This window comes from Flavivirga spongiicola (assembly GCF_030540825.1).
GTDB lineage: Bacteria > Bacteroidota > Bacteroidia > Flavobacteriales > Flavobacteriaceae > Flavivirga > Flavivirga spongiicola.
In genome coordinates, this window is the sequence record NZ_JAUOEO010000001.1 from 4,174,140 (window position 1) to 4,193,812 (window position 19,673).

The 19,673-nt window shown below is 31.0% G+C and carries 21 protein-coding genes; 14 read left to right on the forward strand and 7 right to left on the reverse strand.

Translation table 11 applies throughout. The annotated features are described in order from the left end of the window. The first annotated feature begins 25 nt into the window (after positions 1 to 25). From hisB to Q4Q47_RS16665, 8 genes are all read left to right on the forward strand, one after another. Positions 26 to 1,159, forward strand: coding sequence for a bifunctional histidinol-phosphatase/imidazoleglycerol-phosphate dehydratase HisB (hisB, locus tag Q4Q47_RS16630; RefSeq protein ID WP_303307763.1), 1,134 nt, complete (start codon positions 26 to 28; stop codon positions 1,157 to 1,159). 55 nt (positions 1,160 to 1,214) lie between these two features. Further along, positions 1,215 to 1,865 carry an imidazole glycerol phosphate synthase subunit HisH gene (gene hisH / locus Q4Q47_RS16635; protein ID WP_303307764.1) on the forward strand — a complete coding sequence of 217 codons (651 nt, stop codon included), beginning with the start codon at positions 1,215 to 1,217 and terminating at the stop codon, positions 1,863 to 1,865. 17 nt (positions 1,866 to 1,882) lie between these two features. Next, positions 1,883 to 2,236 (forward strand): four helix bundle protein, encoded by a 354-nt coding sequence (locus Q4Q47_RS16640; RefSeq protein ID WP_303307765.1) that lies wholly within the window; start codon positions 1,883 to 1,885, stop codon positions 2,234 to 2,236. 29 nt (positions 2,237 to 2,265) lie between these two features. Further along, positions 2,266 to 3,000 carry a 1-(5-phosphoribosyl)-5-[(5-phosphoribosylamino)methylideneamino]imidazole-4-carboxamide isomerase gene (hisA, locus tag Q4Q47_RS16645; RefSeq protein WP_303307766.1) on the forward strand — a complete coding sequence of 245 codons (735 nt, stop codon included), beginning with the start codon at positions 2,266 to 2,268 and terminating at the stop codon, positions 2,998 to 3,000. 83 nt (positions 3,001 to 3,083) lie between these two features. Then, positions 3,084 to 3,839 carry an imidazole glycerol phosphate synthase subunit HisF gene (gene hisF / locus Q4Q47_RS16650; protein ID WP_303307767.1) on the forward strand — a complete coding sequence of 252 codons (756 nt, stop codon included), beginning with the start codon at positions 3,084 to 3,086 and terminating at the stop codon, positions 3,837 to 3,839. 68 nt (positions 3,840 to 3,907) lie between these two features. After that, positions 3,908 to 4,501 (forward strand): bifunctional phosphoribosyl-AMP cyclohydrolase/phosphoribosyl-ATP diphosphatase HisIE, encoded by a 594-nt coding sequence (gene hisIE / locus Q4Q47_RS16655; RefSeq protein WP_303307768.1) that lies wholly within the window; start codon positions 3,908 to 3,910, stop codon positions 4,499 to 4,501. 44 nt (positions 4,502 to 4,545) lie between these two features. Beyond that, the gene (locus Q4Q47_RS16660; protein ID WP_303307769.1) at positions 4,546 to 4,893 is read left to right on the forward strand and encodes a hypothetical protein; all 348 of its coding nucleotides are present in this window, start codon (positions 4,546 to 4,548) and stop codon (positions 4,891 to 4,893) included. A 547-nt stretch (positions 4,894 to 5,440) separates the two neighbouring features. After that, positions 5,441 to 6,019, forward strand: coding sequence for a PepSY-associated TM helix domain-containing protein (locus tag Q4Q47_RS16665; protein ID WP_303307770.1), 579 nt, complete (start codon positions 5,441 to 5,443; stop codon positions 6,017 to 6,019). A 130-nt stretch (positions 6,020 to 6,149) separates the two neighbouring features. On the opposite strand, the gene Q4Q47_RS16670 is transcribed toward Q4Q47_RS16665, so the two are convergent. Beyond that, complete coding sequence (locus Q4Q47_RS16670) at positions 6,150 to 6,569, reverse strand: hypothetical protein (protein WP_303307771.1); 420 nt, start codon at positions 6,567 to 6,569, stop codon at positions 6,150 to 6,152. Between the two features lie 293 nt (positions 6,570 to 6,862). Here Q4Q47_RS16670 and Q4Q47_RS16675 point away from each other — a divergent pair, with 293 nt between their 5' ends. Both Q4Q47_RS16675 and Q4Q47_RS16680 read left to right on the forward strand, forming a co-directional pair. Then, a complete protein-coding gene (locus tag Q4Q47_RS16675) occupies positions 6,863 to 7,639 on the forward strand; it encodes a tRNA pseudouridine synthase A (RefSeq protein WP_303307772.1) in 777 nt (258 codons plus the stop codon). Between the two features lie 93 nt (positions 7,640 to 7,732). After that, the gene (locus Q4Q47_RS16680; RefSeq protein WP_303307773.1) at positions 7,733 to 8,413 is read left to right on the forward strand and encodes a DUF2461 domain-containing protein; all 681 of its coding nucleotides are present in this window, start codon (positions 7,733 to 7,735) and stop codon (positions 8,411 to 8,413) included. Positions 8,414 to 8,771: 358 nt separating this feature from the next. Here Q4Q47_RS16680 and Q4Q47_RS16685 read toward each other — a convergent pair whose 3' ends face one another. Genes Q4Q47_RS16685 through Q4Q47_RS16695 form a run of 3 tightly spaced genes read right to left on the reverse strand, consistent with a single transcriptional unit; the run spans position 8,772 to position 12,681 of the window. Further along, positions 8,772 to 11,120: a TonB-dependent receptor plug domain-containing protein gene (locus Q4Q47_RS16685; RefSeq protein ID WP_303307774.1), complete on the reverse strand. Its 2,349-nt coding sequence runs from the start codon at positions 11,118 to 11,120 to the stop codon at positions 8,772 to 8,774. A gap of 55 nt (positions 11,121 to 11,175) precedes the next feature. Then, a complete protein-coding gene (locus tag Q4Q47_RS16690) occupies positions 11,176 to 12,108 on the reverse strand; it encodes a FecR family protein (protein ID WP_303307775.1) in 933 nt (310 codons plus the stop codon). Positions 12,109 to 12,168: 60 nt separating this feature from the next. After that, positions 12,169 to 12,681: an RNA polymerase sigma factor gene (locus tag Q4Q47_RS16695; protein ID WP_303307776.1), complete on the reverse strand. Its 513-nt coding sequence runs from the start codon at positions 12,679 to 12,681 to the stop codon at positions 12,169 to 12,171. Positions 12,682 to 12,789: 108 nt separating this feature from the next. Between Q4Q47_RS16695 and Q4Q47_RS16700 the strand changes: the two genes are divergently transcribed. Both Q4Q47_RS16700 and Q4Q47_RS16705 read left to right on the forward strand, forming a co-directional pair. After that, entirely contained in the window at positions 12,790 to 13,782 is a 993-nt protein-coding gene (locus tag Q4Q47_RS16700; RefSeq protein WP_303307777.1) for a zinc-binding metallopeptidase, read from the forward strand. A 101-nt stretch (positions 13,783 to 13,883) separates the two neighbouring features. After that, positions 13,884 to 14,321, forward strand: coding sequence for a DUF6438 domain-containing protein (locus tag Q4Q47_RS16705; RefSeq protein ID WP_303307778.1), 438 nt, complete (start codon positions 13,884 to 13,886; stop codon positions 14,319 to 14,321). Positions 14,322 to 14,663: 342 nt separating this feature from the next. Here Q4Q47_RS16705 and Q4Q47_RS16710 read toward each other — a convergent pair whose 3' ends face one another. The 3 genes from Q4Q47_RS16710 to Q4Q47_RS16720 form a co-directional block, all read right to left on the reverse strand. After that, positions 14,664 to 15,080: a glyoxalase gene (locus tag Q4Q47_RS16710; RefSeq protein ID WP_303307779.1), complete on the reverse strand. Its 417-nt coding sequence runs from the start codon at positions 15,078 to 15,080 to the stop codon at positions 14,664 to 14,666. Between the two features lie 160 nt (positions 15,081 to 15,240). Continuing rightward, positions 15,241 to 15,990: an SDR family NAD(P)-dependent oxidoreductase gene (locus Q4Q47_RS16715; protein ID WP_303307780.1), complete on the reverse strand. Its 750-nt coding sequence runs from the start codon at positions 15,988 to 15,990 to the stop codon at positions 15,241 to 15,243. A 51-nt stretch (positions 15,991 to 16,041) separates the two neighbouring features. After that, positions 16,042 to 16,623, reverse strand: coding sequence for a TetR/AcrR family transcriptional regulator (locus Q4Q47_RS16720; protein ID WP_303307781.1), 582 nt, complete (start codon positions 16,621 to 16,623; stop codon positions 16,042 to 16,044). Positions 16,624 to 17,003: 380 nt separating this feature from the next. Between Q4Q47_RS16720 and Q4Q47_RS16725 the strand changes: the two genes are divergently transcribed. Then, a complete protein-coding gene (locus Q4Q47_RS16725; protein ID WP_303307782.1) occupies positions 17,004 to 17,891 on the forward strand; it encodes a DUF72 domain-containing protein in 888 nt (295 codons plus the stop codon). Positions 17,892 to 18,244: 353 nt separating this feature from the next. Further along, positions 18,245 to 19,639: a 3-isopropylmalate dehydratase large subunit gene (gene leuC / locus Q4Q47_RS16730; RefSeq protein ID WP_303307783.1), complete on the forward strand. Its 1,395-nt coding sequence runs from the start codon at positions 18,245 to 18,247 to the stop codon at positions 19,637 to 19,639. Positions 19,640 to 19,673 lie beyond the last annotated feature (34 nt).

The following is a 19,673-nucleotide window of genomic DNA, read 5'->3' on the forward strand; positions in this document are numbered from 1 at the left end:
CTGTGAAGGCAGGAATGACAAAAAGATGAAAAAAGTATTGTTTATAGACCGTGATGGAACCATTATTAAGGAACCTTCAGATGAGCAAATCGATTCGCTTGAAAAACTAGAGTTTTATCCTAAAGTATTTCAATATTTAGGTAAAATAGCTAAAGAATTAGATTATGAAATAGTGATGATCACAAACCAAGATGGGTTAGGAACAGAAGCATTTCCTGAAAGTGATTTTTGGCCTATTCATAATTTTATTATAAAATGTTTTGAGGATCAGGGCATTGTTTTCAAAGAACAATTCATTGATAGAACTTTTGCAAAAGATAACGCACCAACAAGAAAACCTAATACGGGCTTACTAACAAAATATTTTTCTGATGATTACGACTTAGAAAACTCTTTTGTAATAGGTGATAGACTTACGGATATTGAATTAGCAAAAAACCTAGGAGCTAAAGGTGTTTTTATAAACGATGAAACCAATTTGGGGACTGATGAAATCACTGTTAAAAGGGAACAATTAGACGCTTACATCGCATTAGAGAGCAACGATTGGGAAGCTATCTATACCTTCTTAAAAACAAATGCTCGTACAGGAGAAATTTTTAGAAACACTAATGAAACAAAGATTGCTATAGATGTGAATTTAGATGGGACAGGAAAAAGTAATATCGATACGGGACTTGCTTTTTTTGATCATATGTTAGACCAAATAGCTCGTCACGGACAATTAGATTTAAACATAAAAGTAGATGGTGATTTAGAAGTCGATGAACACCATACTATTGAAGATACAGCTATTGCATTAGGTGAATTATTTAATACGGCTTTAGGAAATAAATTAGGTATTGAACGCTATGGGTTTTGCTTACCTATGGACGATTGTTATGCACAGGCTGCTATTGATTTTGGTGGAAGAAATTGGCTTGTTTGGGAAGCTGACTTTAAAAGGGAAATGATTGGAAAAATGCCAACAGAAATGTTTTATCATTTCTTTAAATCGTTTACAGACGGAGCCAAATGTAATTTAAACATCAAAGCAGAAGGGCAAAACGAACACCATAAAATTGAAGCTATTTTTAAAGCATTTGCAAAAGCAATAAAGATGGCAGTAAAGCGAGATGTTGAGAAAATGATTTTACCATCAACAAAAGGAATGTTGTAAACGCCCATCCCAACCTTCCCAAAAGGAAGGAGTTATAAACGGATAAAAATATAAAATGAGTAAAATAACAGATCAGAATAATAGTTCTTCCCCTTTGGGGAAGTTAGATGGGGCTTCTATTGTAATTATAAATTACGGTGCTGGGAACATTAAAAGTATTCAATTTGCTTTTAAACGCTTAGGAATTGATGCTGTTTTATCAAATAATCCAGAAGAAATTTTAGCGGCAGACAAAATTATTTTTCCCGGTGTTGGTGAAGCAAGTACAGCCATGGCTATGTTACGAAACAGCGGATTAGATAAACTGATTCCAACTTTAAAGCAACCTGTTTTAGGTATCTGCCTTGGTATGCAATTACTCTGCGAATCAACCGAAGAAGGAAATACTAAGGGACTCGGTATATTCAGAACGAAAGTGAAACGTTTCACAAACGATGTAAAGGTCCCACAAATGGGGTGGAATGTTATAAAAGATCTAAAGTCTGATTTGTTTTCTGGGATTAAAGAAAATGAATATATGTATTTGGTACACAGTTACTATGCCGAACACTGTAATGAAACCATAGCAAAAACAGATTATGGTATTAATTATGCTTCAGCATTACAACACAATAATTTTTATGGTGTGCAATTTCACCCAGAAAAGAGTAGCTTAGCAGGAGCTAAAATTTTGCAGAACTTTTTAAAGTTAGAAGTGGAAAATTAAATATTAAAAGTTGTAGTATGAAAAATGAATTATTGAATAGAACAAAAAAATTTGCACTAGATTGCTGGCATTTTTGTTTTAAAATACCTAAATCTAGGGAATATAATGCATTTGTCAATCAACTAATACGAAGTTCGAGCTCTGTTGGAGCTAATTATAGGGCTTCACAAAGAGCTAAATCTACAGCAGATTTTATAAACAAATTAAAAATAGTTGAGGAAGAAGCCGATGAAAGTGTTTATTGGTTAGAAATATTTGAAGAAATACTTTCAGGTCAATCAGAAGAAAAAATAAAATTGAAACAAGAAGGAAAAGAATTGTTAGCTATTACAGTTGCGTCAATTAATACAGCAAAGCGCAATAGGAAATAACTTTTAACCTTTAATATTTAACTTTTAAGATGAGAATAATACCAGCCATAGATATAATAGACGGAAAATGTGTCCGATTAACAAAAGGAGATTATGACACTAAAAAAGTATATAATGAAAACCCATTAGAGATTGCTAAGATGTTTGAGGGATCTGGCATTGAATACTTACATTTAGTTGATTTAGATGGTGCAAAAGCCAAACATATTGTAAATTATAAAGTCCTAGAGCAAATAGCGTCTAAAACAAGCCTTAAAATAGATTTTGGCGGCGGATTAAAAACAAATGAAGATTTACACATTGCTTTTAATTCTGGTGCTAAACAGATTACAGGAGGAAGTATTGCAGTTAATGATCCTGAAACTTTTGAAAGCTGGATCAATAAATATGGTTCTGAAAAAATTATTTTAGGAGCAGATAGTGACCATGGAAAAGTAGCTATTGGTGGTTGGATGGAACAAAGCAAAGAAGATGTTATTCCGTTTATTAAAGCTTATCAGAAGAAAAGAATTAAGTATGTTATTTGTACAGATATTTCAAAAGATGGTATGCTTGAAGGCCCATCCGTAGAATTGTATAAGCAAATCATTTCAGAATGTTCAAATAGTAGTAGCGATCAATCAATTAAGTTAATAGCTTCTGGCGGTATTTCATCCATTGAAGAGTTACCGATTTTAAAAGAAATTGGTTGTGAAGGTGTTATTATTGGTAAAGCCATATATGAAAACAGAATAAGCCTGTTCGAATTAGAAAAATACATTTGAAAGTACGATGTGCAATATTAGAGGTTAGAAGTGTTTTTTGTACCGACTTTTAACTTTCAATATTTAACTTTTAATTTTAAAAAATGCTAACAAAAAGAATTATACCCTGTTTAGATATTAAAAATGGGAGAACTGTTAAAGGTGTTAATTTTATTGATTTACGTGATGCTGGAGATCCTGTTGAATTAGCAAAACAATATGCAGATATTGGGGCAGACGAATTAGTTTTTCTTGACATTTCGGCAACACTGGAAGGACGGGCAACCACTTTAGATATGGTATTGCATGTCGCAGAGCAAGTAAATATTCCATTTACAGTCGGAGGTGGGATATCTTCTATTGAAGATGTTGATGCTTTGTTAAAATGTGGAGCTGATAAAGTATCTATAAATTCATCAGCAGTTAAAAGACCAGAACTGATTAATGAATTATCCGATAAATTTGGAAGCCAATGTATTGTTGTGGCCATAGATGCAAAAGAAGTTGATGGACAATGGAAAGTGCATTTAGCAGGTGGTAGTATTCCAACGGAAATTGATTTATTTGAATGGGCTAAAGAAGTTGAAGTGCGTGGTGCAGGAGAAATCCTGTTTACATCCATGAATCATGATGGTACCAAAAATGGGTTTGCAAATAAAGCTTTAGCTAAATTATCTGAAGCGTTGAACATTCCAATTATTGCCTCTGGTGGTGCTGGAAATGTACAACATTTTATAGACACCTTTAAAGAAGGGAAATCGGATGCAGCCTTGGCAGCTAGTGTTTTTCACTTTGGTGAAATTCCAATTCCAGACTTAAAAAAAGAGTTAAAAGCTAATAATATAGAAGTACGACTTTAGTCGTTAAATTGAGAATGCCTCCCTGAGCGCAGTCGAAGGGTCTTTTCAATATTCAATAATAAAAAATTATGACTATTAAATACGATAACAACGGACTTGTTCCTGCAATCATTCAAGACGCCACAACAAAAAATGTATTAATGTTGGGGTATATGAATGATGTCGCTTACCAAAAAACGATTGAAACCAAACAGGTTACTTTTTTTAGTAGGAGTAAACAACGCTTATGGACAAAAGGAGAAGAAAGTGGGAACTTTTTAAATTTGGTCGACATAAAAAATGATTGTGATAATGATACACTTTTAATTCAGGTAAACTCTATTGGTCCTACATGCCACAGAGGAACAGATACCTGTTGGCAAACTGAGAATAAACCAACATATGGATTTTTATCAACTTTAGAGGCTATTATTACAGAACGCATTTCTAATAAAGACACTAACAAATCATACGTTGCTAGTTTATTTGAAAAAGGCATTAATAAAATTGCTCAAAAAGTAGGAGAGGAGGCTGTAGAAACTGTTATTGAAGCCATGGATAATAACGATGAGCTGTTTTTATATGAGTCGGCAGACTTATTATTTCACTATTTAATGCTATTGCAAGCAAAAGGATTCACGTTGAAAGATATTGAGGAAGAATTAAAAGGAAGACACAAATAATTAAATTTCATTATATTTACTCTATAATTTTAAATTATTACCCCATGAACCTACAAAAAACTATCATGTCGTTATTATTTTTTATAATCACGTCATCTGCCGTATTTGCTCAAAAAGATATTGATAGTCAAATAAATGACTTAATCAAGGAAGATAATATCATGTTAACAGAAACAGATAAATCTCTAAAACTTTCAGAAGAGCAAGAAGTTAAGATTAAAGAAATTTACAGAGCACTTATTGTTTTCAAAAATGAAACATCTAAATCGAAGAAAAAGAAAGGAGTCTATAAAAAAGCATTGACATCTAAACTGATGGAAACTATGCAGGAGAAGAAAGATTTGTTTACTCCAAAACAGTTGGCCGCTTATGATGCTTATGATGCAAAGTAACTAGCTTACCAATAATTTAAAAAAAGGTATTAGAAAATTTCTAATACCTTTTTTTATTGACTTAGACCTTGTGAAGCTTAACGAGAGGTACTTAAACAAATTCAAACTTCAATAGGTCTCGACAGATGGTAATGATTGAACTCGAATAACTGAGGAATTAAGTTTTGATCCTGGAAATACAGCTTATCAAGAATATGTTTTAGATGAATTACAGACAATAAGACATATTAGGTTAGTTATGACAGAAGGATTACAAAGTTTATCTTTCTTATCTGAATTTGTTGTATTTACTTTTTAAGTAAACAAACTATATTCAATAAATTGCAAATACTATATAACTTATTTGTTGTATAGTATTTGTTTTTATATAAGCATAGTGTGAAGTTCGCGTCTAGTCTGTCTCACTAAAATTATTTTTAATTTTGGTGTCATTAAACTTATATAAATAGAACTAATCAAGCATTTTAAAATAATAGCTGTATTAATAAAATTTATTTTTAATATTGAACTTTCATTAAAAAATGAATAAGCCCCAAAATAATATTAAATGAAAAAAAATAACAAAAGGAAAAAGCAGGCAAAAATATTAAGAGTATTTAGGAAAGTTCATAGATGGACTGGAGCTTTGTTATTTGTGTTTTTTATTTTTATTTCTATAACAGGTGTGCTATTAGGTTGGAAAAAGCATAGTAACGGTATTATTTTACCAAAATCGCATTATGGCACATCAACAGATCTTAAAGAATGGATACCTATAGACAGTCTACATATCATAGCTTGTAAAACTTTACAAGATTCTATTTCAACAAATTTATCACTTGAGCTAGATAGAATAGACATGCGAAAAGATAAAGGTATAGTTAAATTTGTTTTTTCTGATCATTATTGGGGTGTTCAAATTGATGGAGCAACAGGAAATGTATTAAGTGTTAGACGTAGAAACTCAGACATCATTGAGAATATACATGATGGTTTAATCTTAGATCGTTATTTTAATACCTCAGGAAAACAAATAAGACTAGTTTATACAAGTATTATGGGACTCGCATTATTAACATTTACCATTACAGGATTTTGGCTGTGGTACGGACCTAAGCAAATGAAAAAAAGAAAACAAATGAATTGAAATATTATTGATTAAATACGAGTCAAAAAAACTATTGAAAACATAATTATTACCTGCCAAGAGTATAACAAGCACAAAAAAGAAACTTTAGAAGTTTCTTCAATTATTACACTACTTCCTAATAATCATGCTATAAAAGCCAGCCTTTAGCTTGAGATTTTCTTGAAAACCATAGAAAAAGAAAGGCAAATACAAGTATCATAATAGTCATCCACAAATGAGTTACCTGCTTATTAATAAAACCATATCCCATTTGGATAATCACTGCAATTAACGAAATAATCCAAAAAATAGTCGCCCATTTTTTTCTTAACAAAAGTCCAATAGCTCCAATAACCCCTGCAAAAACTGCAATGGCAAATGCAGCTGTTATCCATGAGGGAAGATTTGCTGCCATTTCGAGTTCTTCAGCTGAGAAAGCGCTTCGGTATCTTTCCGTATTATATGCTTGTCCTAAGTAACCGTCTACCCCAAGCCCGTTCCAAATAAGAGCTATGCCACTCACTATCCAGAACCAAACAGGTGGTTTATTCATTGATGTTTCTGTCATAATTATTAATATTTAGTTAGTTATACCAATTTGAGTGTAAAATGTCGTATTAAAGGTTTAAAATGCACTCAACTTCTAGGAAAACAGGGATTGAGTAAATGAGTCGACATGCAACAATTTACACTCAAATTGACATTAATTAGATATACAAGTTATAAATTTTTTGTCACAATTAATAAAGAGCGTATTTTGCCTCACCCAGAATTGCAAAAAAAAGCAATTCTGACCTCTCCAAAGGAGTGGGTAGATAGGAAACCTCGATCCTTGGGTCGGTGAATTTTTTAAATGAAAAAATGAAAAAATATTTTTATGTTTTTACTATTCAATATTTAGGGTATCGTTTTCATGGTTGGCAAAAACAACCTAATGTAAAAACACTTCATTTAATGGTAGATAGAACTTTAAATTTTATTCTTGAAGGCAAACGATTTAAAAGTTTAAGTTCTGGTAGAACCGATGCTATGGTGTCTGCCGAAAATGCTGCTTTTGAATTGTTTTTATTCGAACCAATTGAGGATAAGAAAGCATTTTTAGAGCTATTTAATCATAACCTTCCACAAGATATTAGAGCAACAAGTATACGTGAAGTCAACGCTGATTTTAACATCATAAATCACTCAAAAATTAAAGAATATTTATATTTATTTACTTGCGGAGAAAAATGCCATCCCTTTTGCGCGCCAATTATGACGACTATCCTTGATGACTTAGATATTGATATTATGAAACAAGGTGCTAAGCTTTTTGAAGGCCAACACTATTTTAAAACATATTGCTATAAACCTACAGACAATGGCATTTACCATCGAGAGGTACTCTTATGTGAATTAGTAGAAAATACAATCTATTCGGCTAATTACTTTCCTAAAAACACCTATTTATTAAGAGTGAAGGGCAAAGGGTTTATGCGAAACCAAATAAGATTGATGATGGGAACACTAATTGATTTAGGAAAAGGCAAACTATCCTTAGAAGACATAAAAACTAGTTTATTACCCAATAGCAGCATAAAAATGGAATACATCGCTCCCGCATCAGGACTCATTCTTAACAATATTGAGTTTGAATAGTAAAGTGATTTTTGTAATTTACCTCACACTATCTAGATTACTAATCTATTTAAAAGAATTTAATACTAATCAATTTCAAAAAATATAATAGACATGGGGGTACAAGTACCAAAAGAAGCGTTAGACTTTTTTAAAAAATTAGAAAAAAACAATAACAGAGATTGGTTTAACGAACGGAAAAAAGAATTTAAAACCATGGAGGCTGAAGTTAAACAAGTATATAACACAGTTTTCGAAGCACTTAATACTCATGATGAAGTAGACAAGCTAAAAATGTTTAGAATCTATAGAGATGTTCGGTTTTCAAAAAACAAAGCCCCTTATAAAACACATTTTGGTGGTTCGTTTCGTAGAACAAAACCAAGATTAAGAGGTGGGTATTATCTTCATATTCAACCTAATGACGAAAGTTTTATTGCAACAGGTTTCTGGGAACCAGCACCTGCAGATTTATTGCGGATTAGGAAAGAATTTGAAATGGATGACAGTGAAATTCGTGACATTTTAGCAAATAAAAAGTTTAACAGCGTTTGGGGAGATCGTTTTGTTGGAGACGAGGTGAAAACAGCCCCAAAAGGCTTTAGCAAAGAGCATAAAGCTATTGATTTGATAAAGAAGAAGCAATATATTTTTACTAAAAAGTATACAGACAAAGAAGTCTTGGACGCTGATTTTATAAAAAATGTAAATGATTCTTTTAAGGCTATCAGACCTTATTTTAATTATATGAGTGATGTACTTACTACAGATTTAAATGGCGTGTCTTTAATTTAAGCTTCCATTTTTATGGGGGATGATCTTTCTAGATAGAGAGTAATAGTCTATGTCATTGCGAGACTTTACAAAAGTTGTGGCAATCTGTTTAATCCAAAGAATTCCTCGAGGTCTTGCCTCGGGTAGTTCTTTATCTAAAAAAATATAATGTAAAATAATTTTATTGTTTAATTCTATAAAAAGAAGCCCAATCAATAATGCCACCTTTTACCTGGTAACTGAAATAATAATTGTGACCGTTAAAATAAATTACAGCTTGATAATAACCTAATGAAGAATTATAGGTTGAGTAGTCCATTTAGCATCAACTGACACTAAATTAGAAGGTGCATCCACAGAAATTCACATTTTACACAAATTAAAATTCTACCCTAAATACTAGGTTTGGAGTAATCCCTAAAGAAATCTTATCAACTTTTTGCAAAGCATAAGTAACATCTGCTTCTGTAAAAATAGGTCTGATTTTATATGTTCTACTTAAAAGACTCTTATTATTGTACAAATTGAGTAATGAAAAGCCTAATTTTCCTTTCCATTTTTTGTTTTCTGAAAAATTGAACTTATAGGTTGATGAAAAATCTAAACGGTGATAATTGGGTAATCGTACGCCGTTAATAGGTCCATAATTAATTGTAAAACCATCGTCATCTATACTTAATCCTTTTGTATATGGTGTATTTGTTCTAAAATTCCATCCTAAAGAAAAATCAAAAGCATTCCATTTATAAGTATGTGACCATGTTAGTTGATGAACTATATGAAAATTTCCAGGGAACTTTTTACCTTCATTTAAATCATCAAAAACAAAATCATTTTTCATTATAGAATAACTTAACCATGTTCTATAATTTTCAATTTTCTTTTTTAATAAAAAATCAGCCCCTAAAACATCACTTTTTCCTTCAGAAAAATTTATATTAATATTGTTAAATCCTCTAATATCTGACGTAAGTCCAGTAATATTTTTTGAGTAAAAATCCAGATCTAAATTCCAACCATTTTTATTAAAATTAAAACCTACAGATACCTGATTACTTTTTAATAACGGGATTGATTCACCATCTACCAATGTCCAGATTTGATTTTCTAAACCAAAACTACTAGTATTAAACTCTACTATTTGACTTATGGCCTGATTAATTTGTTCTGCAGATAATTTAACTTTAAAATGAGGGCTCAGTTTTTTTTCAAAATAGACTCTTGGCTCTAATAAAAACATGTTTAATACGGATATATTATTGGCCCTTAACCCTAAATTTAAATACCATTTTTTTTGTTTTTTATATTGATATTCTAAATAAAAGGCGCTGGTTATGTTATTTCCTGATTTGGTATCTTCATAACCATTATCTTCAAACAAACTATTTTTATAGCCTAATGTATACCCAACTTTGTTTGAAGAAAATTGATAGCCTCCAAGTATTGTGCTTTTTGAATTCAATTTCAAATCAGTTTGAAGCGAAATTCCAAAATCATTTATCTCATTTTTTTTAATGGTTTCTGTACTTTCATCTTCCGAAAAAATTTCTTTTCCTAAATAATCTATATTAAATCTTGAATAATAAGTTTGAAAAGTATGAGACAAAACACTGTTATATTGATGACTCCATGTGGAACTTAACCCTTGGTTAACAATATCTAATTTATCATTTGTTTCTCCAAAACCTTCAAGAAGAAACTCATAATTAAGTTTATTTTTAGTAAAAAGCGTGCTAAAAGTAATATTATCTTTAACCGATGGTTGAATAATGGCTTTTAGCGTAACATCTGAGAAATAAAAAAGATCTTTTTTCGTCGTTTTTACACCTTCTTCAATGTTATTATTGACTATTGAAATACTTGTATTTTGAAATACACGCTTCGTTAAATTATTAAATGTAAATGTATTTATAAAATCTGTAAACGAACGTCTTGCAGATACTATTAAGGCAAATTTTTCGCTAATAGGCGTTTTTAAATAAGCATCGACATGAGTCATATTAAAACCCATACCACCTTCTGTTTTTTTAGGTATTTTATTTGATGAGGTGATATCTATGACTCCAGAAATTCTATTACCATACTTTGCTCGTGTGCCACTAGTATAAAGTTTTACATCTTTAGTAATGTATGGGTTAAATGCCGAAATCATTCCAAAAAAATGGCCTGAATGATACATTTTAATACCGTCCCAAAGTATCAAGTTTTGGTCTGGAGTACCACCTCTAATATATAACCCTGAAGCCGTTTCAGAGGGACTTTGTACTCCTGGCAATAATTGCAAACTTTGTAATACATCAGGTTCGGTTAAACCAGGTAATATCCCTAAACTACTTGGGGATAGTAATATTGAGCCATCTTTTTTTTTATTAATTCCAGATGTAAGATATTCGCTAATAACAACTTCATCAAGATTTTGTGTTTGAGATAAATCTATTACGGCTTGTCTTTTAAGAATGTAATAACGCTCTGTAACCTTTTCAAAAGCAATATTTATTTGCCCTTCAATAGCATTAATAACATCTTTTAATAAAGTGTCTTCTTTTCTAAAACTAATGACTTGATTATTGATTAATTCTGAATTGAAAGAGATCTTTATATCAAATTTCTTCTCAAGTTCGATAATTACTTCATTTAACGGTGTGTTATTAAACAACAATGATGTCTTTTTTTGAGACATCATTGTTAATGAGAATAGGAAAATTAAAATGGTTAATTTGAATTTCATATACTTCTAGCAAGAATTTATGAAGAAGCAATATTACTAAATTCTTACAGCTTCTCTATTTTTTATTGCTTTTATTAACGAGAATTATCTTGTTTTCGTCTTTAATCGTATATAAAATATTCATAGAAGTAAACACTGACTTTAGTGCTACCTTTAAATTTTTATGAGGAAACCCTCCTGTAAATTTTTGTTTAGTATCAATTTTTGAAACATCAAAAGATACTTTAAATTGGTTTTCTAATGCTTGAATAACTTGCTTTAATGGTGCATTTTTAAAAGTTGTTTCACCTTGTAACCATGTTGGATTTGTTTCGGTAAATGTCCACTCTTCTTTCTCTGTATTTGCAATTCTAAAAGCTTTTCCAGGAGTTAAGATTACTACTTCATTACTACTACTTTTAACTTGTACACGGCCTTCATGACACTGTACCTCAAAATAAGCTTGTCTTGCAATAACATTAAACTCGGTTCCTAACACTTCAATTGTTCCAACACTAGTAATTACTTTAAAAGTCATTCCTTTTTCTACATCAAAGAAAGCTTCTCCAACTAATCTTACTTCTCTTTGCTCTTTCCAAGTTTTTGAATTAAAATCTAATTGAGAATTTGCATTAAGCTGTACTTTAGAATTATCAGGAAGTGTTACCGCTAATTGTTCACTAAACCCTGTTTGATAGTGTGATGACGAATTATTTATAAAAAAGAATATTCCAAACGCAATCACCAATACAGCCGCAGCACTATATACCCAACTTGGTATTAGTTTTATAACTTTTGATTCTTCTTTTTGGATGTTTAATTGTTCTCGCAGTTTGTTTAAAGCGCCCTCCTTATTATATGCAGGCACTGTAAGCTTTTGAGAGCCTTCATTAATTTTTTCAAACCTCTTATAGTCTTCAGACTTTTTAAAAGCATCAAGCTCTTTATCTGAAAGATCTCCAGAAATCCATCGTGCTAAAAATGTATCGTCTGTGTATTGTTTTTCCACTGTATTAAAATTTCATTCTACTACTAAAACATCTATCTTTTCTCTTACCCTACTTTTAACTTAAATATCTCCTATTTTTTCTCTCAATATTACTAAAGCTTGACTCATCCTCTTTTCTACAGCTTTAACAGAAATTCCTAAAAGCTCAGAAATTTCAGAATATTTCTTTTTATCTATTCTACTTAATAAAAAAACTTCGCGTTGTTTTTCAGGTAAATCTGCTATTACCCTTTTTAATTTTAGCATAAACTCCTGTTCTTCTAATATATATTCAGGGGTTTCGTTTGTTCTATCTGTCACTAAATGTACTTGATGCTCTAAGACCACTTTTTTATGAGCTACTTCATTAAAAAAAGCATTTTTTGTTATCGTATATAAATACGATTTGGCTTTTTCAAAAATTACTTTGGCACAGTTATTCCAAAGTTTTATAAAAGCATCTTGTACTAAATCTTCAGCTTGTTGTAAATCACCGCATTTATAATAAATGAAATTCCTTAGAGCTTCAGAGTGACTATTAAAAAGAAGCTCATAGTTTTCTTGTTCGCAAACAGATTTTATTTTGGGGCTCATTTGTGACAACTATTATGTTTTACCATTTATGCTCAAATCTAAAAAAAAATTAATGAAAAAGTAGGGTGTTTTATTTTTTAGCTGTTTACCTATAACAAACAGAAAATTATGAAATATTTAAATATAAAATTAGTTGCGTTGCTTTTTTCTTTATTAATAGCCTTTACTTCTTGTAATAAAGACGATAGTATTTTTGATGAAAAAGTTGAAAAGAAAGCCGAAGAGAAAACTGAAGAAAATAATAATCAAAATGGAGAAGACGGTGAAATTATTTCATTTACAATAAATGGTGAAGATTTAGTGAAACTAAAAACTTATAATGTTACTGGCAAAAATTTAGAGCTTCAAAAAGACACTAAAAAACATCAAGAAATTTGGGCTTTAGTAAAAAAGATTATCCCTTTAAGTCATCGAAATCGAATTAGTGAATTTATACTCTATAGTGGCGAAACTAGTGGTTCTGCTGGGTTTGTTTTTGAAAGCTCTAAAGATTTATCGACTTGGAAAATGGGTATAGCTATTGATTTTGCTTACGATGGAGGCTTTAATAAAAACGGTGAATTAGCTTATACAATAATACATGAATTTGGACATATTTTAACTTTAGATAAAAACCAAGTAAATTCTAGCATAAATGAAAGTGATTGTTCTAACTTTTATACAGGTGAAGGTTGTGCTAAAGAAGCATCATTTATAAACCAATCCTACAACAAATTTTGGAAAGATATTTGGGGAGAGTTTAATAGTGCAGGAGAAGACGAAACCAAAAGAGACGCTTTCTATACAAAACATAAAAATAGATTTTTAACCCAATATGCCTCTACAAACCCAGGAGAAGATAGTGCTGAAGTATTTGCCGTTTTTGTAACCAGAAATGGAGGTGCTAATGGAAATACTATAGCAGAACAAAAGTTGAAGCTTATGTATACTTACTCAAATTTTGTAGAATTAAGAAACTATATAAGAGGCAATATTAGTAACACATCCAAAAACAGTATAAAAGCTAAATCTAGTCATAACTTTTTACCAGAAGCTGGCAGTTGGAAACAAGCTAATACTATAGGAAAACCTGGCAAATTACACTGTGCTAGTTCTCATTAAAATTTAATTAGTTATAAGTTTGGTTGATCGTTGTAACAAAGCGGGTTTTAAAGCTGTAAGTCTTTCTTACATTTTCATAATAATAATTAAAAGCCCTAAACATGAAAAACACCCTACTTAATATAATATTAATAACAATGATTTTAATAGCCTCTTGTAAAACAAGTAAAAAAACACAAATAATAGATACCGAAAGCTCTTTAATAAGCTTATCTAAAGGGCGTTGTTTAGGGAATTGCCCTGTTTACGATTTATGGATTTTTAAAAACGGAAACGTCATCTATAATGGCATTGATAATGTTAATAAAAAAGGCATCCAAGAAATAACCATTTCCGAAAGTAAAATAGATACCCTTACCAAGCTTATGACAAGCATTAATCCTTCCGATTTGGGAGAAATAAAAGGGTATGATAAACCACTATCTATTTTACGTTTTAACAACAAAAAATTCGTTTATCAGTCAAAAAATATTCAAGGTAATTTGCATAAAATCAACAATTTAATAGAAAACATTCATTTTTATATAAATAATAGGTAAGATATGTATTTTCTCACCTGTTTTAGATAAGTACAAGTCAAGATTGAACCTCTCCAGTATAGATATGGATAATAAACCGATTACCAACACTTTAGTGTAAAAAGTTTAAATCACTTCAATAAAAAAATTACTACAAATTTCACTTGATGTAATAAAAACGCTTGCACGAATTTTAATATAGTAATATGGCTACTATAACCTAAATTAATTTGAAGGGTTTAAAGGCAGAGCTTCGGGGAAGTTCATTTTTAGTTTTAATTTAAAAGATTACCACGTCGCTTCTCTCCTCGTAATGACAGGTCGTTTCAACTTTTTAGATAGATCTATCTTAATTGTTTTCAACTAAACAGCCGCAAGTAATTCTGGTTTTTCTAAAAGTTGAATGTTATTTAATAATTGTTCTTTAACGATACGCATCATCCGTTTATTTAAAGCAGATGAATTTTTAATGTATAACAGGTATTCTTCAACAGTAAATTGTCCAATAATCATACCTTTTAAAGAATTTCTAAATTTCATATCTCTTTGAATGGCATTTTCAATATAGATTAAGCGCTTCTCAATAGATAAATCAAAAAAAACCGATTTATGTTTCACAACATAATTTTTAAAAACAGCAACTAACAAATCACTTTGTAACTTTGCAACTGGTCTTAAAACTAAATTTTGAAAACGCTCATCACTACTCATAGTATCATTAATAGTAGTAGAAAGAACTTCTGGACGAATACTTTTTAGGTTAAATTGTCTTGTGTTCATGATATTGGTTTTGATAAAAATATAGATTATTAAACCTCAAAAATTATAGCACCCCTCATAATTGTTAACGAGTTTATTAACAAAAAGACCGAAAACATTCATTTTCAGTCTTTTAAATAAAAATAATTCCTTGAGGGTTTAGCCTTGAAGAGTTTTTTGATTAAATCTGACTTAGTCCACCATCAATCTCTAATTCAACACCATTTATATAAGAAGCATCTTCAGAAGCCAAGAACAAAGCTGTTTTCGCTATTTCTTCAGAAGTACCAAAACGGCCTAAAGGCACCATAGCTGCAAAGCCTTTTCCTGTTTCCTCTAACACGTCCTCTGGTAAGCCCATTTTTCCATAAATAGGAGTGTCTATTGGTCCAGGAGCAAGTGTGTTTACACGTATTCCTCTAGATTTCACTTCAGAAGTCAATACTTTTGAGAAAGCACGTAATGCGCCTTTACTAGCAGAGTATACTCCAAAACCATCAAACCCTTTTTGATTTACAATAGAGCCCGTAAACAATATGGTCCCTCCATCATTTAAATGTGGTAAAGCTTCTTTTGTAGCCAAAATGGGACCTTTAACATTGATATTAAAAATGTCATCATAATGATTTTCATCAACTTCTGTGATAGGAGCAATAGGAGCGATTCCTGCATTTAAAAATAATATATCAATCTTTCCATAGGCATTCGTTGCTTCTTTTATAAGCCTAACATTATCTTCTGGTTTTGATACATCGGCCAGAACAGTAATAAAATCACCCTCTAGAGTTTCTGCTACTTCATCTAACGCTTCTTGTCGTCTTCCCGAAAGAACTACTTTTGCGCCTTCTTTTAAAAATAATTTGGCTGAAGCTAAGCCAATTCCACTGTTTGCGCCCGTTATAATAGCGACTTTGTTTTTCAATTTACTCATGATTTGCATATTTTATTTGAAACAATCGTTCCAAATAGGATTAAAAAAAAATTAATTTAATGTTTGTATAATAGTCTTTACAATAGTTTGTAAGTCTTTTTTATTAGATATCAAAATACCTGTCGTTCTAAAACCTTGTATGGATGAAAATAAATACAAAGCATATTCATTAGGGGTTCTATTAAGATTAATAGTAGATTCCTTCTGGCCTTTACTCACTAATGCTTCTAATAATTCTATAAAAGAACTCTGATTGGAACTCAAAAAATTAATAATAGATGTCTCTTGATTGGCCATTTCGGAAGTACAATTAGTAATCAAGCACCCTTTATCTTCTTTGTCACTAATAATTTCATTTAAATAAAATTCAAAAAGAAGTTCTATGGCGTGTAAAGCGTTTTGCCCCTTATGTAATGTCTCAGAAATTTTTATAGTGTAAAAATCTTGGTAAGATTTTAAGCATTCTAAAAACAAATCTAGTTTACTTCCAAAAGAGTTATAAATACTCGATCTATTAAGAGCAGTAGCCTCTACTAAGTCTTGCATAGATGTGGCATTAAAGCCTTTTTCATGAAAGACATCAGTGGCCTTTTTTAAGACCAACTCTTTATCGAATGTTTCTACTTTTGGCATATCTATTTGAAATGAACGTTCCAAATATATAAAATATTCTAGACACTGTTGTTAAATTTTTGTTATTATACCAATTAAATTTCAAAATGACTCATAAATAATTTGAATTATTTTTTGCTTAGATAAGTCAAAAAATCTAAGCATAGTCAAAGTTATGGTTCTTTTTTTTGAAGAAATAGAAGTGAAAAAGAAGTGAATTTCATGTGTCATTTTGAGGTTTATTGGTATTTACGATAAAAACACTGAAAATACTCTCAAAATATTTACTTTTGATTAAATAAATATACCATTAAAGCTCAAGATGAGTTCATATCTGAAATTTAAAACTTCAATGTATTTTATATGAATGACCTCTAGCTAATAAAAAGAATCAAAATTATATGAAATTTGGAAGTGTAGATAACCCTGAAATAATTGATTTTACTTTACCTAAAGATCATTTAGATACCAATAACGTATTAAGTAAAATAAAAGATGACAACATTCCTGAAATTTATGTGGGTTGCGCTAAGTGGAATAGGGCAGACCTTAAAGGGTTTTATCCTAGAGGCACTAAAGATGAGTTAGCATATTATTCAAGACAATTCAACGCCATCGAACTAAATGCTACATTTTATAGAATTTTCCCAGCAGAACAATTTGCTACTTGGTATGATAAAACACCTTCGGGATTTAAATTCTTTCCTAAGCTAAATCAGGAAATAAGTCATTGGAAACGATTAAATGAAACTCAAGCTATTGTTCAGGATTATTTATACAATGCTTCTAATTTAAAAGAAAAATTAGGAACCATCTTCTTACAAATGCATAGTAATTTTGCTCCTAAAGACTTTAATAGAGTTATTACTTTTGTGGAAAATTGGCCGAAAGAAATCCCATTGGCTATGGAGTTTAGACATACCAACTGGTATAACGATGCTTCCGTATCTAAAGAATTATACCAACTATTAGAAGAAAATAATATCTCTAATGTTATTGTAGATACTGCGGGCAGACGGGATTTAATGCATATGCGCTTAACCAATGCTACTGCTTTTGTTAGATACGTAGGCGCCAATCATGAAACGGACTATTCTCGCTTAGATGATTGGGTGAAACGATTAAAATTTTGGAAAGATTCCGGAATTAAAGAAATTAACTTTTTTATTCATCAAAATATAGAAAAAGAGTCTCCTTTACTGTCTTCTTATTTTATAAAAAAACTAAATAGCGAATTAGGATATACCCTTAAAATTCCTAATGAAAACAAACAACAAACCTTGCTTTGATATCTCTTTTTAAAATTATTAAGCTATTTTAATATTTTATTGCATTTAATTCAAAGAATGAGTTATTTGTTAGTGATTTTATAAAAATTTAATAGCAAAGTATCTTCTACACTTAAAAGACTGCAATAAAAAGCAGTTTTTTATAAATTTGCTCTACTAAATATACAATGAACTCATCTTGACTTTTTGTGTTTAATCGAAAATGAGATAAAATATGTCCAGATAAGGCACTTTTTGAAAGGCATAGCATCGCTACGGATAATAAAAGTAACAAAATATGGACGAATTTTAGCCATTTTTTAGGAAATAGTAAAAGTCAAGATGAGTTCAATACATTAAATTTAAAATATTTTATGAGTAAATCATTATTTGACAAAGTGTGGGATTCGCATGTTGTAAGAAAGATTGAAGGCGGACCAGACGTATTCTTTATTGATCGTCATTTTATACACGAAGTAACAAGTCCTGTGGCTTTTTTAGGCTTAAAGAATAGAGGTTTAAGCGTATTGTACCCAGAGCGTACATTTGCTACTGCCGATCATAATACACCAACTATAAATCAACATTTACCAGTTGAAGATCCGTTATCTGCAAATCAATTAAAGGCTTTAGAAGATAACTCTAACGAATATGGTATTAGCCATTGGGGGCTTGGTCATAAAAAGAATGGCATTGTACACGTGGTAGGTCCCGAAAACGGTATTACGTTTCCTGGAGCCACTATAGTTTGTGGTGACTCGCATACATCTACTCACGGCGCATTTGGAGCCATTGCTTTTGGTATTGGAACCTCTGAAGTTGAAATGGTATTATCTACACAATGTATCATGCAACCAAAACCTAAAAAAATGCGCATTAATGTAAATGGGCAATTAGGAAAAGGCGTGACGTCTAAAGATGTAGCGCTCTATATTATTTCAAAATTAACAACTTCTGGTGCTACAGGGTATTTTGTAGAATACGCAGGTGATGTTTTTGAAAATATGACTATGGAAGGCCGTATGACGGTTTGTAACTTATCTATTGAGATGGGTGCTCGTGGTGGTATGATTGCTCCAGATGAAACTACTTTCGAATATTTAAAAGACAAGCCGCTATCTCCAAAAGGTGACGCTTGGGATGCAGCTGTAGTCCATTGGAAAACCTTAAAAACAGAAGACGGTGCAACCTTTGATAAAGAATTAACTTTCTTAGCTAGTGATATAGAACCCATGATTACTTATGGTACAAATCCTGGTATGGGAATAGGTATTTCGAGCAACATACCTAATGCAGATGCTGTTGAAGGTGGTGTTGCTACGTACAAAAAGTCTTTAGATTACATGGGCTATGAAGAAAATGATTCTATGCTTGGTAAAAAGATTGATTATGTTTTCTTAGGAAGCTGTACAAATGGCAGAATTGAAGATTTTAGAGCATTTGCCTCTATAGTTAAGGGAAAACAAAAGGCAGATCATGTTACTGCTTGGTTAGTTCCTGGTTCTCACGAAGTAGAAGATAAAATTAAGGAAGAAGGTATTTTAGATATCATTACTGAAGCTGGATTTGTATTAAGACAACCTGGTTGTTCTGCATGTTTAGCGATGAATGATGATAAAGTGCCTGCTGGAAAATATGCAGTAAGCACCTCTAATAGAAACTTTGAAGGACGTCAAGGTCCAGGTTCCAGAACTTTACTTGCTAGTCCGTTAGTTGCAGCAGCAGCGGCAATTAAAGGTGTAGTAACAGATCCAAGAGAATTAATTTAGTTGATTTGTGGTTGTTAGTTTCTAACAATGGCAA